Raw genomic sequence first — 18,949 nt, 5'->3', positions numbered from 1 at the left:
CAGCTCAAAATTCAGATATATACTTCCAAACAAGAGAGGCTGGAAATAAGTTTTATTATCAAATAGTTCCTATAGTAGAAGGATATATGAATGAAGTAAGTAAATTAACAGGTAGAAGCTATGGTTTATTTGATTACTATGGTGCTCCAGATGCAACTAACATATTAATTGCTATGGGATCAGTAACTGAGACTATAGAAGAAACTATAGATGAATTAAATTCTAAAGGAGAGAAATTAGGTTTAGTAAAAGTTCACTTATATAGACCATTTTCAACAAAACATTTACTAAATGTTATACCTAAGACTGTAGAAAAAATATGTGTACTAGATAGGACAAAAGAACCAGGATCTATAGGAGAACCACTTTATTTAGATGTACGTTCAGCATTCTATGAAGAACAAAATGCACCTATGATAATCGGTGGAAGATATGGGTTAGGTTCAAAAGACGTAACACCAGCAAGTATAAAAGCTATATTTGATAATTTAGCAAGTGTTAACCCTAAAAATCAATTTACAGTTGGTATAGATGATGATGTAACAAATACTTCAATACCAGTTGATGCAAGTTTTAAATTAGAACACAAAGATACTATAAACTGTAAATTCTGGGGACTAGGATCAGATGGTACAGTAGGAGCTAATAAACAAGCTATAAAAATAATAGGAGATAACACTAAGAAATATGTGCAAGCATATTTTGCATATGACTCTAAAAAATCTGGTGGTATAACAATGTCTCACTTAAGATTTGGAGATTCTCCTATAAGATCAACATATTTAATAGATAATGCAGACTATATAGCTTGCCACAATCAATCTTATGTAAATCAATATGATTTATTAAAAGGTCTTAAAAAAGGTGGAACTTTTGTATTAAATACTATATGGAATGAATCAGAATTAGAAACTCATTTACCAGCAAAAATGAAAAATTATTTAGCTAAAAATGAAATAAAATTCTATACAGTAAATGCTACTAAGATAGCTCAAGAAATTGGACTTGGAAATAGAATAAATATGATAATGCAATCTGCATTCTTTAAATTAGCTAACATAATCCCTGAAGATGAAGCTACTCAATATTTAAAAGATTCTATAAGCAAAGCTTATGGTAAAAAAGGTGAAAAAGTTGTTAATATGAACTATGAAGCAGTTGAACAAGGTAAAAATGCTTTAGTTCAAATAAACATACCTTCATCTTGGGCTACAGCTACAGATGATGATAATACAAATACACAAGAACCAGAATTTATAACAAATATATTAAGACCAATAAATGCACAAGAAGGAGATAGTTTACCTGTAAGTACATTTAACGGTATAGAAGATGGTACATTCCCTCAAGGAACAGCAGCTTATGAAAAACGTGGTATAGCTGTAAATGTACCAGAATGGATATTAGAAAACTGTATTCAATGTAATCAATGTTCATATATATGTCCTCACTCAACTATCAGACCATTCCTTTTAAATGATGAAGAATTACAAAATGCACCAGAAGGATTTGAAACTAAAAAAGCTGTAGGAAGAGGATTCGATGGATTACAATATAAAATCCAAGTAGATACTATGGATTGTACAGGATGCGGAAACTGTGCTGATGTATGCCCAGCCAAAGATAAGGCATTAGTTATGAAACCTCTTGAAACTCAAACTGAAAAAGAAATACCAAATTGGGATTATGCTATATCTAGTGTTTCTGATAAAGGTTATTTAGTAGAAGGGAAAACAGTTAAGGATTCTCAATTTAAGATGCCACTGTACGAATTCTCAGGGGCATGTGCAGGATGCGGTGAACCTGCATATATTAAATTAGTTACTCAATTATATGGAGATAGAATGATGATAGCAAATGCTACAGGATGTTCATCTATATGGGGTGGATCCGCTCCTACAACTCCATATACTGTAAACCATGAAGGTAAAGGTCCAGCTTGGGCAAACTCTTTATTTGAAGATAACGCAGAGTTTGGATATGGTATGTATCTAGGTGTTAAACAAATAAGAAATAAAATAAAAGAAGATATGCAAGAATTAATATCTATGCCAGAGGCTTCGTCTTTTAAAGATGTATTTGAAAACTGGATAGCTAATATGAATAATGGAGAAGCATCTAAAGAAGCTAGTAAAAAGGTAATAGAAGCAATAGAAAATTGCAATTGTGATGGAAGAGCTAAAGAGCTAATAGAATGTTTAAGAGAGAAGAAAGATTATTTAGTTAAAAAATCTCAATGGATAGTAGGTGGAGATGGTTGGGCATACGATATAGGATATGGAGGACTTGACCATGTTCTTGCATCAGGTGAGGACATAAATGTATTAGTATTTGATACAGAAATATACTCTAATACAGGAGGACAAGCATCAAAATCTACTCCAGTAGCAGCAATGGCAAAATTCGCAGCAGCAGGTAAGAGATCTAAGAAGAAAGATCTAGGTATGATGGCTATGAGCTATGGAAATGTATATGTTGCTCAAGTTGGTATGGGAGCAGATAAGAACCAAGTATTAAAAGCCATAAGAGAAGCTGAAGAATATGATGGTCCATCATTAATCATAGCTTATGCACCATGTATATCTCATGGATTAAAAGAAGGTATGGGAAGAAGTACTGCTAATCAAGCTCAAGCAGTTGCTTGTGGATATTGGCACTTATATAGATACAACCCAGTATTAAAAGAACAAGGAAAGAATCCATTTACTTTAGATTCTAAGGAACCAACTGAAAGTTTTAGAGATTTCTTAATGGGACAAGTAAGATATTCTGCTATATCTAAGCAATTCCCAGATGTTGCAGAAGAATTATTTAATTTAGCTGAGGAATATTCTAAAGAAAGATATGAAAATTACAAGAGATTAGCAAATCAAGGTTAAATTATTAAGCGTATATCTATTTAGATATACGCTTTTATAATATTGTGGGATATTTTTACATATTATTTGAATTTATGTTATAATTGTTTAAATCAATTTATTGATATATATATTAAGAGATAATATTAAAAAATATTATTTAAAATCAGAAAAGAGGAATAGTTATGTCAAAAAAAACTAAAACAACTGCTCTAGTGTTAATGTTGATAATATTAACTTCCAAGATAACAGGATTTTTTAGAGATATAGTATTAGCACAAACATTTGGTGCAGGTGAAATAACTGATGCATATCTGACTGCTCTTAATATACCGGTGGTTTTATTTGACGGTATAAGTGCAGCTTTAGGGACAACATTTATACCAATATATTTCAAAATTAAATCAAGTAAAGGACAAGAGGAAGTAAATAAGTTTACAAGTAATATTCTTAATATAGTTATACTCATAAGTCTCGTATTCGTATTACTAGGCGTGATATTTGCACCATATATAGTAAAAATATTTGCAGTAGGGTTTAAGGGAGATGTTTTTGATTTAACAGTAAATTACTCTAAAATATTAATATTTTCAATGGTATTTATAGCTATAAATGGATTGGTATCATCATATTTAGTAGCATCAGGTAATGTATATATTTCAGGTGCAATAACTATACCATTTAATATATTTGTTATAATAGCTATTATTTTTGCATCAGTAACAGAATCTTATGTTATGGTTTATGGAACTTTAATTGCATATATAGCTCAATTATTATTTCAGTTGCCTTTATTAATAAAAAAAGGATATAAACATAGGTTAACTGTAAATTTAAGAGACGAAAATATAAGGCAAATACTATTTTTAGTTATACCAGTATTTATAGGTTCATATATTAATCAAATAAATGCCGTAGTAAATAGAACCTTAGCATCAACGCTAGATAGCGGTAGCATAACAGCATTAAATTATGCTAATAAGCTAAATATGTTTGCAGTAGGGGTAATAGCCGTAGCTATATCTACAATAATGTACCCGATACTTTCAAAACTAGCTAGTGAAGGAAATAAAAAATTATTTAAAATAAATATTTCAAAGTCTATAAATATGATAGTAATAATAATGTTACCTATAATGGTTGTAATGACAACTTTTTCTACTGAAATAGTAAAAGTTCTTTTTGAAGAGGGCTCTTTTAACTCACATGATACATATTTGACATCAACAGCATTATTTTTCTATTCTATAGGAATACTAGCCTATGGACTAAAAGAGTTATTAGCGAAGTCATTTTATTCGTTACAAGATACTAAAACGCCTGTTAGAAATGCAACTATATCAGTAGTTATAAATATTGTTTTTTCTATAATTTTAGTAAATATAATGGGGATAGGGGGACTAGCATTGGCAAGTTCTATATCAGCTACTGTAACTACGATGCTTTTATTAATATCTCTAAGGAAAAAAATAGGTAAGATAGGGTTTAGTTATATATTAAAAACATTTATTAAAGGAGCTATAGCATCTATTGTAATGTATATAATTATGAGAATTGCTTATAATTATATATTTATTTATGGAAGTAGATTTGCTTTAGAATCTAGAAAATTTATAGCATTTAATTGTTTTATATCTGTAATATTAGGAATGAGTACATATTTAATTGTAGTATTTGCATTAAAAGTAAAAGAAGTAAAAGAGATATTTGATGCAATACTGTTTAAGTTGAAAAACTATTTTATATAGTAAATAAACATATAGATGAAAGGGGATTTTTTATGAGGAGGCTAATATATTTTATTGTATTGATAGTATCTATAACTCCTGTATTAACACATATATTGGAAAAAAATTATATAGCAGCTATAGTATATGGGATTTTTTTTATGTTCATTTTGTATCCATTTATAAAAAGGTTTATGGCTATAAGTAATTATGAGTAATAAATATATAATCATTAAAAATATTAATAATAATTATATATATCTTAAATAATTAAAATTAGTAAAATTCATAATATTAAAATTATCCTATGATATAATTTAATAGATATTAATTTTGGTGTATGAGGAGAAGGAGTAATTATGAATAGCTTAAAAGAAGCTTTAATTAAAGAAATACCAGTATTTAGGGAGTTGGGGCATAAATTTGTAAATAAAGAAGTTTCATCAGGAGACTTTAAGGCAATGTCTGGTGGTATGGGTTCTTATGCTCAACGTGGTGGGCAAGACTTTATGATAAGACTTAGAATTCCATCAGGAATAATGAGTATGGATAAATTTAAAAAAGTATATGAATTAGCAAAAAAACAAAATTTAGATAAAGTACATTTAACTACTAGACAAGCGATACAGTTACATAGTTTATCTATAGATGGTGTTTGTGATACAATGGAAGAAGCTCTAAAAAATGACATATTTACACGTGGAGGAGGGGGAAATTTCCCGAGAAATGTATCAATATCGCCATTATCAGGTGTAGATGTAGAAGAAGCATTTGATGTTACTCCATATGCAGAAGCAGTAAATGAGCACTTTATGAGTAAAATAACTACATATAAATTACCAAGAAAATTAAAAGTATCGTTCTCAAGTAGTGAAAAAGATTGTGGAAATAGTACTGTGGCAGATTTAGGTTTTTTAGCTATAAAAAAGGACAATAAAGAATATTTTAAAGTTTATATAGGTGGAGGGATTGGAAAAAATCCAGCCAAGTCAGTAGAGTTTGACTCATTAATAAATCCTAATGAAATATTATATCATGTAGAGGCTATAACAAATTTATTTATAGCTGAAGGTGATTATGAGAATAAAAATAAAGCTCGTATAAGATATATTGTTGATAGAATGGGAGAAGAAGCATTCTTAAATTGCTATAAAGAACATCTTAATAAAGTATTTGAAAGTGAAAATTTAGATGTAAATATAGAATATAAAGAATACAAAAAACAAGGTATAAAAACTAGTATAACTCATAATAGATTAATACCACAAAAACAAGAAGGTCTTTATAGTGTATACTTCCATCCTGTATGTGGTCAGCTATCTATGAGTAATTATAAATTATTAATAGATAAATTAGATAAATTAGAAGATATAGAAATTAGATTATCTATGAATGAAGGTATGTATATAAGAAACTTAAATGGAGAAGAAGCTGTTGAATTAATAAATCTTACTCAAAATTTAGGTGGAGAAACTAAATTAGAGCAAAGTGTAGCGTGCATAGGTTCTAATATATGTCAAATAGGCATAGCTGATAGTCAAGGTATGTTAGAAGATATATTAAAATATTTTAAAGAAAAGAATTTTAATGATGATATACTTCCTAAAATAAGAATATCAGGATGTACAAACTCTTGTGGAACACATCAAATGGGAATACTAGGATTTGCAGGAAAGAAAAAAAGAGTAAATAATGTAGTTACAGAATCTTTTGAACTTTATCTAGGTGGGGAAAAAGGAAAAGACAAGACAAAATTAGGAAGTTATATAGGAGATATAACTAGAGAGAATGTACCAGAATTCTTATATGAGTTAGCTAAATCAGTAGAAGAATCTAATTTAACTTATGAAGAATATATAGTAGAAAATAATGAACAGTTAAATAATATAATAGATAAGTATTTAGCTGAAGAAAGAGTAGTTAAAGCTTAATTATATATATTAAGAGTCCTTTAAATTGTAAGAGCTCTTTTTTCATACTAAATGATTGAAGTATATAGAAATTATAGCTTGTTTAACTCAAATATATATAAAATGAAAAATAACAAATTAGTAAAGAATACATAGATTTTATAGTAAATTTAAATACAGTAGAATACAATTAAGTATATAGAAAAAAGCATATTTAGTGAGGAGGGAGGACAATGAAGTTAATATGGCTAATTGTGGCTATTTTATTTGCAGTAGCAGAACTTATGACAACTACATTAACACTAATTTGGTTTAGTATAGGGGCTGTAATATTAATATTTCTTAGTAGTATAATAGATAGTATTTTGATTCAAATAATAATATTTGCAATAATTTCTACATTAATGCTAACCATAGCTACTAAAAAATTTATAAAACAGGATAAAGATTATAAATATAATACTAATTTACAAGCTATTATAAATAAAAAAGGTATAGTAAAAGAAACTATATATCCAAATAAAGTTGGGATTGTAATTATTGAGGGAGAAAGCTGGAGTGCAATCTCATATGATAATGAGAAGATAGATAAAGAGGAAATGGTAGAAGTATTAAAAATAGAGGGTGTTAAGGTAGTAGTAAAAAAAATTGATTAAAGGGAGAGTGACATATGGATTTTATATTTAGTTTAGTGTTACCTATAGTAATAGTAGCAGTAGTAGTTATAATAGGGTTATCTTGTGTAAAAGTAGTTAAGCAGTCTAAAGTTGGAATAATTATGAGACTAGGTAAGTTTCGTAAGGTAGCAGATACAGGTGTACATTTTTTAGTTCCATTTTTAGATCAAATGAGTTACATTATAGATTTAAGGGAGAAGGTAGTAGATTTTCCTCCACAACCAGTGATAACTAAGGATAACGTAACAATGCAAATTGACACTGTTGTTTATTATAGAATAACAGATCCAGTAAGATACACATTTGAAATAGCTAATCCTATAACTGCTATTGAAAATTTAACAGCAACAACGCTTAGAAATATAATTGGTGAACTGGATTTAGATGAAACTTTGACATCTAGAGATATAATAAATACAAAAATGAGAGTTATACTAGATGAAGCAACTGATAAATGGGGTATAAAAGTTAATAGAGTAGAATTAAAAAATATTATGCCACCTCATGATATACAAGTTACGATGGAAAAGCAAATGAGAGCTGAAAGAGAAAGAAGAGAATCAATACTTCAAGCAGAGGGAAATAAAGCAGCAGCAATACTTCAGGCAGAAGGAGAAAAACAGTCAGCAATACTTAGAGCGGAAGCAAAAAAAGAATCAATGATTCGTGAAGCAGAAGGAGAGAAACAATCAGCAATACTTAGAGCAGAAGGTGAAGCAGAATCAATAAAGAAAATAGCTTTAGCAAAAGGTCAAGGTGAAGCTGAGATAATTACAAATGTCCAAAGAGCAACTGCACAAGGTTTAAGAGAAGTATTTTTAGCTATGAAAGAATCTGAAGTAGATGATAATATTATAGCACTTAAATCCATAGAAGCATTAGAAAAAGTAGCAAATGGTAATGCAACAAAGCTAGTCCTTCCATCAGATACTGTGAAATTTTTAGGAACGTTTAAAGGAATAAAAGAAGTTCTAAGTGAAGATAAATAAATAATTTAAAATAAAAAATAACCTTTTATATTTATAGTCGAATATAAGGTTATTTTTTATTTTATTAAAGTAAATTTTAAAAAATAAATTAATAAAAAATTTACTTAAAAACTAGGGGGAATTAAAGATTGATGAAAAAATGATTTTAAATGCAGAGATTTGTAAAAACACATATTAAAAAATACTTAAATGTCTGAATTTTTATAACGGTTAATTATAAAATATTGTATTTTTTATTATATAATTAAGTAACAAATAATAAAATTTGAGGTTCAAGGGGGAAATTTTATAGATGGCATATAAAAAGATACCGGATTATGAAGATATTATTGATATAAATAATATAGATAAGTTCAAACGAGGGGAATTGTATGATAGTTATAATTTTTTAGGAAGTCATAAATCGAGATATAAAGGTAAGATAGGAATATGTTTTAATGTATGGGCGCCAAATGCAAAGAATGTTTATTTAGTTGGAGATTTTAATGATTGGAACAAAGAAGTTTATCCTATGGAAAATATAGAAGGAAGCGGAATTTGGACTATATTTTTAACTAATGCAAAACAAGGACAAGCGTATAAGTACAATGTAATCGGATGTGATGGAGTTAGTAGAATGAAATCTGACCCTTATGCGGTATTTTCAGAAAAAAGACCAAATACAGCTTCAATAATATACACAAATGATAACTACAAATGGAATGATAGAAAATGGCAAAGAGAAAAGCAAAAAATTGTTCATGATAATAGTCCAATGAATATATATGAAGTTCATCTAGGTTCTTGGAAGAGAAAATGGGACGGAGAATTTTTTTCATATGAAGAATTATATGAAATGATAGAATATGTAAAAGATATGGGATATACACATATAGAACTAATGCCTATAACTGAACATCCGCTAGATGAATCTTGGGGATATCAAACTATAGGATATTATAGTAGTACAAGTAGGTATGGAACACCTACTGAGTTTAAAGCATTTATAGATAAATGCCATGAAAATGGTATTGGAGTAATATTAGATTTTGCATATAGTCATTTTTGTAAAGATGCTCATGGACTATATAAATTTGATGGATCTGCACAATTTGAATATTCAGATCCTTTAAAAGCTGAAAATATAGGATGGGGAACTGCTCATTTTGATTTAGGCAAACCAGAGGTTAACAGTTTTTTAATTTCTAATGTACTTTATTGGTTTAATGAATATCATATAGATGGAATAAGAGTGGATGCAGTTTCTAGTATGCTTTACTTAGATTATGATATTGGAGAATGGAGACCTAATAAATACGGTGGAAGAGAAAATTTAGAAGCAATAGATTTCTTAAAAAGATTAAACAAAATTGTTTATACTACAGTTAATAATCCAATTATAATAGCCGAAGAATCAACAGCATGGCCTATGGTGACTGGGGCAACGTATTCAGGTGCTCTTGGATTTACATATAAATGGAATATGGGATGGATGAATGATACATTGAAATATATGGAGATGGACCCTATATACAGAAAACACCATCATGAATTAATTACATTCTCTTTCATGTATGCATTTTCAGAGAACTTCATCTTACCACTATCACATGATGAAGTTGTCCATGGTAAAAAATCGTTATTAGATAAAATGCCAGGAGATCCTTGGCAGAAATTTGCTTCATTAAGAACGTTATATGCATATTATATGATGCACCCAGGGAAAAAATTATTGTTTATGGGATCAGAATTTGGACAAGGATTGGAATGGAGATATGCATACGGACTAGAATGGGAACTACTAGAAAGAGAACCTCATATGAAAATGAAAGATTATGTAAAAGACTTAAATCATTTATATAAAAATGAAAAAGCTCTGCATGAAATAGATAATACGTATGAAGGATTTGATTTTATAGATCCACATAATAGTGAACAAAGTATAATAACTTTAATGCGAAAGGGAAAAAATGAAAGAGATTTTATAATAGCAGTTATAAACTTTACTCCTGTAGTTAGATATAATTATAAAATAGGAGTACCATATGAAGGGGTTTATGAAGAGGTATTTAATACTGATAATGAAAAATATTGGGGATCAAATCAGACAATGGAAAGTTCAGAACTGACATCATATCCAGAGAAATGGCATAATAAAGATAATCATATAAGAATAAAAGTACCGCCTTTAGGAGCTACATTTATAAAAGGTAAGGAACTAAAAATAGACACTATACAAATAGATCCTAATAGTAAAGTATCCATAGGGGGTAAAGATAAAAAAGTCAATAAAGTGAATCCTAAAACTAAAACTCAAAAATTATAAATTAGATAAGGATAAATATTAAGGGGGATAAGTAATGAAAAAAGATATGCTAGCTATGATTTTAGCAGGGGGCCAAGGATCAAGACTAGGAGTTTTTACAAAAAGAATTGCTAAACCAGCAGTTTCATTTGGGGGAAAGTATAGAATAATAGATTTTGTTTTAAGTAACTGTTCTAACTCAGGTATTGATACAGTTGGTGTATTAACTCAATACAAACCACAAATACTAAATTCACATATCGGTATGGGGGACCATTGGGATTTAGATAGAATAAATGGTGGAGTGCATATACTACAACCATATATGAATGAAAAAGAGGGAAATTGGTATAGAGGTACTGCACATGCAATACATCAAAATATGGATTTTATAGATAGTTATAATCCAGAGTATGTATTAATATTATCAGGAGATCACATATACAAAATGGATTATAGTAAAATGCTAGACCATCATAAAAAGATGGGATCAAAAGCAACTATTGGAGTAATAGAGGTTCCTTGGGATGAAGCTTCGAGATTTGGGATAATGAATACTAATGAAGATTCATCAATATATGAATTTGAAGAAAAACCAGCGAATCCAAAAAGTAATTTAGCATCAATGGGTGTATACATATTTGATTGGAAAATGTTGAAAGGATACTTTGAAGAAGTAGATAATAATGGAGCAAATTATGATGATTTCGGTAAAAATTTAATACCTAAGATGTTAGAAGATCAAATACCTATGTTTGCATATCCATTTAAAGGTTACTGGAGGGATGTAGGTACAATAGAAAGTTTATGGGAAGCTAATATGGATATTATAAAATCTAATGATGAAATAGACTTAAATAGTTCTAAGTGGAAAATATACACAAATACTATGTCGATGCCACCTCAATATATAGGTAAAGATTCTGATATACAAAAATCATTAGTAGCAGATGGGTGTAAAGTATTAGGAAAAATAGAAAACTCAGTTTTATCTCATGGGGTATCAGTAGGAAGCGATAGTATAATAAAAGATTCTGTAATAATGCCTAATGTAAAGATCGGTAAAAATGTAATAATAGAAAAAGCTATGATAGGCGAAGGTGCAATAATAGAAGATAATACTATTATAAAAGAGCAAGATGGTATAAATGTTATATCTGAGTATGAAGTAGTAAAAGCTCAGCTTGAATTAGAAGGGGGATTTTAATCATGAGAAGTGAATGTGTAGGTATAATAAATTTAGATAATAAAAACGACTTAACTATGAATCAACTTACAAACGTAAGGCCAATAGCGTCTCTTCCGATTGCAGGAAGATATAGAGTTATAGATTTTTCACTTTCAAACATGGTGAATTCAGGTATAACTAATGTAGGAATATTTGCTAAAGAAAAGTATAGATCATTAACAGACCATCTAGGAAGTGGTAAGGATTGGGATTTAAGTAGAAAAACAGGCGGATTATTTATATTTAGTCCTGAGAATACAAAGGATAGAAGTAAATATCCATATAGAAATGGAGATATTTACAATATACTAGCTAATATAGATTATATAGAGAGATGTGAAGAAGAGTATATATTAATAGCACCAAGTTATATGATAGGAAATATAGATTATACTGAAATGATAGATTATCATAAAGAATCAGATAATGATATAACTATACTTTATAAGTCGATAGACAATGCAGATGTAGATTTCTATGAAACATCAACATTGAACATAGATGGAAATAGAGTAATTAATATGGGAACTAATATAGGAACTTCTAAAAATGCTAATGTGTCTATGGAAACTTATATAATGAAACGTACTGATTTTATAAAATCTTCTATATATAAGTGTGTAAGCGAAGGAACACATTCATATATAGAAGATTTTATAGCAGAATCTATTAATAAATTAAAGATCGGTGCATATGAATATAAAGGATATCTTAAATGTATAAACTCAATAAAATCATATTATTCAATGAAGGATGAATTATTACAAGAAGACATTGCAAATGAATTATTATATTCTGATAGAAAAATATTAACAAAAGAACAAAATCAATCTCCTACTATATATTCAGATAGTGCAAAGGTAGAGAATTCATTTGTAGCTACAGGATGTGTAATAGAAGGTACTGTAAAAAATAGTATTATATTTAGAAAGGTTCATATAAAAGAAGGTGCAGTAATAGAAAATTCAGTTATAATGCAAAACTGTACAATAGAAAAAGATGCACAATTACAAAATGTTATATTTGATAAAAATGTATACATATCAGAAGGAAAAGAATTAAAAGGAGATATAGAATATCCAGTAGTTATTGGAAAAAATACAGCTATTTAAAGGGGGAATATATTAGTGAAGGTTCTTTATGCTACTGCAGAATGCTGGCCATTTGCAAAAACTGGGGGATTAGGCGATGTATCTTATGCATTGCCTAAGTCATTAAAAAAAGAAGGTATAGATGTTAGAGTAATACTACCAAAGTATTCAACTATGCCAAATTACTTAAAAGAGCAATTAAAAGAAGTTGCAGTATTTAGTGTAGATGTTGGTTGGAGAAAACAGTATTGTGGTCTTTTAGAAATGGATCTAAATGGAGTTAAATTTTATTTTATAGATAATGAGTACTATTTTAAAAGGGAGGGAGAAATAGCATATCTATATGGATATGGAGATGATGCAGAAAGATATACATTCTTTAGTAATGCAGTTCTTGAAGTTATGTCTATATTAAACTTCTATCCAGATATAGTTCATTTAAATGACTGGCATACTGGTATGATCCCATTGATATTAAAGGAGAAATATAGCCATTCAAAAAAATATAAAAATATAAAAACTGTTTATACAATTCATAACCTACAATATCAAGGAGTATTTAGCGACTCTATAATAGAGGATGTATTAGACATACCAAGAGCTTATTATAATAATGGAGATATCGAATACTATGGTGGCGTAAGTTTTATGAAGTCTGGAATTGTATTTAGTGATAAAGTAATAGCAGTTAGTCCAACTTACTCAAATGAAATACAAACAGAATTTTATGGAGAAGGACTAGATGGTCTTCTTAAATCTAAATCCCATAAATTAAAAGGTATTTTAAATGGAATAGATTATGATTTAAATAATCCATTAACAGATGGGGATATATTTGTTAACTATGATATAAATAGTATAGACAAAAAAATAGAAAATAAACTTAAATTACAAGAAGTTTTAGGATTAGATGTTAATCCAGATATACCACTAATAGGAATTGTATCAAGATTAGTGTCACAAAAAGGATTTGATTTAATATCATATATGATGCCTGAAATAATAAGAGAAAATTTACAAGTGGTTATTTTAGGAACAGGAGAACATCAATATCAATCAATGTTTAATTACTATGACTCTCACTTCCCAAATAAAGTTTCTGCAAGAATAACTTTTGATAGTGCTTTTGCACAACAAATATATGCAGGAAGTGATATGTTCTTAATGCCATCATTGTTTGAACCTTGTGGAATAGGTCAAATGTTGGCTATGAGATATGGAACTCTTCCAATCGTAAGAGAAACTGGTGGACTTAAAGATACAGTTATACCATATAATAAGTATACAGGGGAAGGTAATGGATTTAGCTTTAAAAATTATAATGCACATGAAATGCTTCATTGCATTAGAAGAGCTGTAAAAGTATACAATGATAAAGATCGCTGGATGGAATTAGTTAATAATGCAATGAATACAGATAGTAGTTGGAAAAAATCAGCTACAGAATATATAAAAGTTTATGAGGAAATAGTTAACCAAAAGGGGTGATTGGATATTGGTTAAATTAAATAAAAATAAATTTAAACAAAGCTTTGAAACAAAAATGTATAGTTTGTATGCTCAATCTATAAAAGATGCTACAGATGAGCAATTATTAAATGTTTTATGCAGTGTTATAAAAGATATAATATCTAAAAAATGGGTAGACAATAAACTAGATTCTCAAAAAGAAGTATATTATTTTAGTATAGAGTTTTTATTAGGTAGACAATTAAAATCTAATCTACTAAATTTAGGGATAGAAGATGTAGTAAGAACAGGTTTGAAGGAACTTAATATAGATTTAGATAATTTAATAAATGCTGAGTCAGACCCTGCATTAGGGAATGGTGGATTAGGTAGATTGGCAGCTTGTTTTTTAGATTCTATGGCATCATTAGATATAAGTGGTCATGGATATGGAATTAGATATAAGCATGGTCTATTTGAACAAAAATTTATAAACGGTTATCAGGTTGAAGTACCTGATAACTGGTTAACTCAAGGTGGATATGTTTGGGAAACGGTAAGACCAAATAAAGCTATAGTAGTTAAGTTTGAAGGTAATGTAAATTTAGTAGATAAGAATGGAAGGTTAGAAGTTAATCATACTGATTATATACCAGTAATGGCTATGCCTTATGATATACCTATAATAGGATATAGAAATAATTCTATAAATACGCTTAGACTATTTAAGAGTGAAGTTTTAAGTAGAGATTTTGGCCCATTAACAATACATGCTAAAAACTCATATGGAAGTTATGAGGATGCATTAAAATATAAATACTATGCAGAAGAAATTTCACAAGTTTTATATCCAAATGATTCTAACTATGCAGGTAGGCTATTAAGATTAAAGCAAGAGTACTTTTTCGTAAGTGCAGGTATACAAGATATAATAAGAAAGTATAAGAAAAATAAACTAGATATAAAAAAATTAAATGAAAAAGTGGCTATACACATAAATGACACTCATCCTACTCTTTGTATTCCTGAATTAATGAGAATACTATTAGATGAGGAAGGGCTATCATGGGATGAAGCTTGGAATATAACTATAAATACCGTATCTTATACAAATCATACTATAATGACAGAAGCTATGGAAAGATGGCCAAAAGAAATGCTAAAAACATTACTTCCAAGAATTTATATGATTATAGAAGAAATTGATAGACGATATATGAATGAATTAGAAGAAAGTAAATATGATCATGACAAAATATATAGAATGAGTATAATAGATAATAATGATATAAAAATGGCTAATTTATCTATAGTAGGTAGTCATAGTGTAAATGGTGTTGCAAAGCTTCACACAGAGTTACTTAAAAAAGAGGTATTAAAAGACTTTTATGATCATGAACCAGAAAAGTTTAATAATAAAACTAATGGTATAGCTCATAGAAGATGGTTAATAAGCTCTAATACTGAACTTAGTGATCTTATTACAGGATTAATATCTGAAGATTGGAAAACAGATACAAGAAAGCTTAAAGAACTAGAAGCACATAGACATGATAAGGCTGTATTAGAGAAGATAGGTCAAATCAAATATAATAATAAAGAGAGATTAGCTAAATTTATAAAAGAAAAATATGATATAGATGTTAATCCAAACTCAATATTTGATGTACAAATAAAAAGATTACATGCATATAAAAGACAATTATTAAATGCACTTCATATATTACATTTATACCATGAATTGTTAGAGAATCCTAACTTTGATATGGAAGCAAGGACATTTATATTTGGGGCTAAAGCAGCGCCTGGATATTATTTAGCAAAATGTATAATAAAATTCATAAATTCTTTAGCAGAAAAAATCAACAATGATCCACGAATAGACAATAAAATAAAAGTAGTATTTATAGAAAATTATGATGTATCAAAAGCAGAACTTATAATACCTGCAGCAGATGTAAGCGAGCAAATATCAACAACAACTAAGGAAGCATCAGGAACAGGAAATATGAAACTTATGATGAATGGAGCTATCACTTTAGCTACACTAGATGGTGCAAATATAGAAATATTTGACCAAGTAGGTGAAGATAATATAGTTATATTTGGATTAAGTGCAAATGAAGTATTAAATTACAATAAATTTGGAGGATACTCAGCTTTAGATTTATACAATTCTAATAGAGTTATAAAACGAGTTGTAGATGATTTAGTAAATGGGTTTATACCAAATATGGAAAAAGAAGGACGACAAATATACGATTCATTAATAACATATAATGATGAGTATTTTGTTCTTAGAGATATGGAAAATTATATAGAAGCACAAGAAAAAATAGATAGACTTTACAAAAACAAAGAAAAATGGAATGAAATGGCCTTAATAAATATAGCAAACTCAGGGGTATTCTCAAGTGATAGAACTATAGCTGAATATGCAGAGGACATTTGGTTTAAAGGGTGTGAATAAGATGAGTAATATAATAAGCTATAATTCTTGGGAAAATAAGGCTCCTTTTGGAGCCATAAAAATAAACCAAGGAGTGAGGATATCTGTACAGGTTAATGAAGGATATGATTTATTAAATCTAAAATGGGTTATTTTAAAAGAGGATAAAATAGTTGGAGAAGTAGATTTAATAAGAGAAAGTAAAAAATATTATCAAGGTGAATATAATAAATTTAATGAAACTGGATTATATTTTTATTATTTTGAAGTAGATATAAATATAGATGGAAATAACAGAAAGTTATTTTATGGCAAGAGTATTAATGATGGAAGTACATGTGAGTATTCTTATGAGAATTTAAATAAATATCAAATAACAGTTCATGAAGATTTTCAAATTCCATCATGGTACAAAGAAGGCGTAATGTATAATATATTCGTTGATAGATTTAACAACGGAAATAGAAATAAAAAGCCTAGTAATCCAAAAAAAAATAGTTTTATATATGCAAATTGGTCTGATGAGCCCATGTATATAAAAGATAAAAATGGTGATGTAATAAGATGGGATTTCCATGGAGGAAATCTCAAAGGGATAATAGATAAGCTTCCTTATCTAAGTAAAATAGGTGTTAGCATAATATACTTAAGTCCAATATTTGAGTCTTCAAGTAATCACAAGTATAACACTGGTGATTATAAGAAAATAGATCCAATGTTTGGAGATGAAGAAATATTAAAAGAGCTAATAGAGAAAGCTAATAAAAAAGGAATAAATATAATACTAGATGGTGTATTTAGTCATACTGGAGCAGATAGCAAATACTTTAATAAATTTGGGAATTATGATGAAGTAGGTGCATATCAATCAAAGGACTCTAAATACAGTTCATGGTATACTTTTAATGACTTCCCAGATGATTATAAATGTTGGTGGGGCGTTAAGGATTTACCTAATGTTAATGAACTTAATAAGAGTTATATGGACTATATTATATATGATGAAGATAGCGTTATAAATAAATGGACTGATATGGGAATTAAAGGTTGGAGATTAGATGTAGCAGATGAATTACCGACTGAATTTATAAAAGAAATTAGAAAAGAGCTTAAAAAAAATGATGCTGAATCTGTATTAGTAGGTGAAGTGTGGGAAGATGCATCTAATAAGATAACTTATAATGAAAGACGAAATTATCTTGTTGGAAATCAATTAGATTCAGTTATGGGATATCCATTTAGAGACAATATAGTTTCATTTTTAAAAGGAAATATAACTTCTAAAGAACTAAATAATAAGTTTATGACTATAAAAGAAAATTATCCTAAAGAATCATTTAAGGCTAATTTAAATTTAATTAGCTCACATGATGTAGCTAGAATAAAGACAGAATTGAATTATGATGAAGCTATGGTAAAATTATCAGTAGCTACTCAAATGACTTTTGAAGGTGTTCCATATATTTATTATGGTGACGAAGCTGGTCTTTGTGGCGGAACAGATCCTGACAATAGAAAGACATATCCTTGGAAGAATGAAGATGAGGATATGATAGAGTTTTACAAGGAAGCGATAAATACAAGAAAAAAATATAGTGTATTAACTAATGGAGATACTGAATTTATAGACACAAATGATGATGATGTGTTTGGATATATTAGATTTAATGATAAGTGTGAAAAAATATTAATATTAATTAATAGAAGCTTAGAAAATAAAAATATATCAATAAATATAAAAGAGAATACATTAGAAATAGTAGATATTAAATATAGCTCTAAGAAATATTTAGAATTTATATCTAAGGAAGAAGAAGAATTCAATTTACAAATAAGTCCGAAATCTTTTAATATATTTAATGTAATAAATCATATTGAAGTATAGATATATCAATAAAGAGACAGTTATTTTTGATTAAAAATAGCTGTCTTTTTATTTGTATAAACGCATAAATCTTTGTTTATAATCCTACTGAAAGTATAAAATAAATACATATTAAAAGGTGGTATTATATGAATAATGTAGTTTTAGTAGGCAGATTAACTAAAGATCCAGAGTTAAGATATGTAGGTGAAAAGAATAATGCACTAACTAATTTTTCCTTAGCTGTAGATAGAGGATATAAAAACTCACAAGGTGAAAGTAAGGTTGATTTTATTAATATAGAAATTTGGGGAAGGCAAGCTGAAATTTTTTGTACCTATATGGCAAAGGGCAAAATGGTAGGTATAGAAGGTAAAATAATAGCCGATAGGTATAAAAATGAAAATGGAGAAAATAGATATA

General features: G+C 28.4%; 12 protein-coding genes. All 12 read left to right on the top strand.

All coding sequences use genetic code 11. From position 1 onward, the window contains the following. On the top strand, nt 1-2,879 hold a 2,879-nt coding region (gene nifJ / locus Q5F54_RS03445), incomplete at its 5' end, for a pyruvate:ferredoxin (flavodoxin) oxidoreductase (protein WP_302333973.1). Nucleotides 2,880-3,043: 164 nt separating this feature from the next. Next, complete coding sequence (gene murJ / locus Q5F54_RS03440) at nt 3,044-4,606, top strand: murein biosynthesis integral membrane protein MurJ (RefSeq protein WP_302169127.1); 1,563 nt, start codon at nt 3,044-3,046, stop codon at nt 4,604-4,606. 338 nt (nt 4,607-4,944) lie between these two features. Continuing rightward, entirely contained in the window at nt 4,945-6,516 is a 1,572-nt protein-coding gene (locus Q5F54_RS03435; RefSeq protein WP_281538049.1) for a nitrite/sulfite reductase, read from the top strand. A gap of 212 nt (nt 6,517-6,728) precedes the next feature. Then, entirely contained in the window at nt 6,729-7,151 is a 423-nt protein-coding gene (locus Q5F54_RS03430) for an NfeD family protein (protein WP_071119291.1), read from the top strand. A gap of 14 nt (nt 7,152-7,165) precedes the next feature. After that, complete coding sequence (locus tag Q5F54_RS03425) at nt 7,166-8,161, top strand: SPFH domain-containing protein (RefSeq protein WP_071119292.1); 996 nt, start codon at nt 7,166-7,168, stop codon at nt 8,159-8,161. A gap of 292 nt (nt 8,162-8,453) precedes the next feature. Then, the gene (gene glgB / locus Q5F54_RS03420) at nt 8,454-10,466 is read left to right on the top strand and encodes a 1,4-alpha-glucan branching protein GlgB (RefSeq protein WP_281538907.1); all 2,013 of its coding nucleotides are present in this window, start codon (nt 8,454-8,456) and stop codon (nt 10,464-10,466) included. Between the two features lie 34 nt (nt 10,467-10,500). Beyond that, the gene (locus tag Q5F54_RS03415; protein ID WP_302333972.1) at nt 10,501-11,652 is read left to right on the top strand and encodes a glucose-1-phosphate adenylyltransferase; all 1,152 of its coding nucleotides are present in this window, start codon (nt 10,501-10,503) and stop codon (nt 11,650-11,652) included. A gap of 2 nt (nt 11,653-11,654) precedes the next feature. Continuing rightward, nucleotides 11,655-12,785 carry a glucose-1-phosphate adenylyltransferase subunit GlgD gene (glgD, locus tag Q5F54_RS03410; protein ID WP_281538909.1) on the top strand — a complete coding sequence of 377 codons (1,131 nt, stop codon included), beginning with the start codon at nt 11,655-11,657 and terminating at the stop codon, nt 12,783-12,785. A gap of 15 nt (nt 12,786-12,800) precedes the next feature. Beyond that, the gene (gene glgA, locus Q5F54_RS03405; RefSeq protein ID WP_281538910.1) at nt 12,801-14,252 is read left to right on the top strand and encodes a glycogen synthase GlgA; all 1,452 of its coding nucleotides are present in this window, start codon (nt 12,801-12,803) and stop codon (nt 14,250-14,252) included. A 55-nt stretch (nt 14,253-14,307) separates the two neighbouring features. Beyond that, a complete protein-coding gene (locus Q5F54_RS03400) occupies nt 14,308-16,683 on the top strand; it encodes a glycogen/starch/alpha-glucan phosphorylase (protein WP_334302351.1) in 2,376 nt (791 codons plus the stop codon). Nucleotide 16,684: 1 nt separating this feature from the next. Next, nucleotides 16,685-18,547, top strand: a complete 1,863-nt coding sequence (locus Q5F54_RS03395; protein WP_288526065.1) for a glycoside hydrolase family 13 protein — start codon at nt 16,685-16,687, stop codon at nt 18,545-18,547. Between the two features lie 128 nt (nt 18,548-18,675). Continuing rightward, nucleotides 18,676-18,949 (top strand): single-stranded DNA-binding protein (locus tag Q5F54_RS03390; protein ID WP_302333971.1); only part of this gene is annotated, 274 nt, incomplete at its 3' end.

Origin of the sequence: uncultured Romboutsia sp. (assembly GCF_958366745.1) — a bacterium.
In the GTDB taxonomy this organism is placed as follows: domain Bacteria; phylum Bacillota; class Clostridia; order Peptostreptococcales; family Peptostreptococcaceae; genus Romboutsia; species Romboutsia timonensis.
The sequence above is the reverse complement of the archived record's forward strand: the minus strand, read 5'-3'. Positions and strand labels throughout refer to the sequence as shown.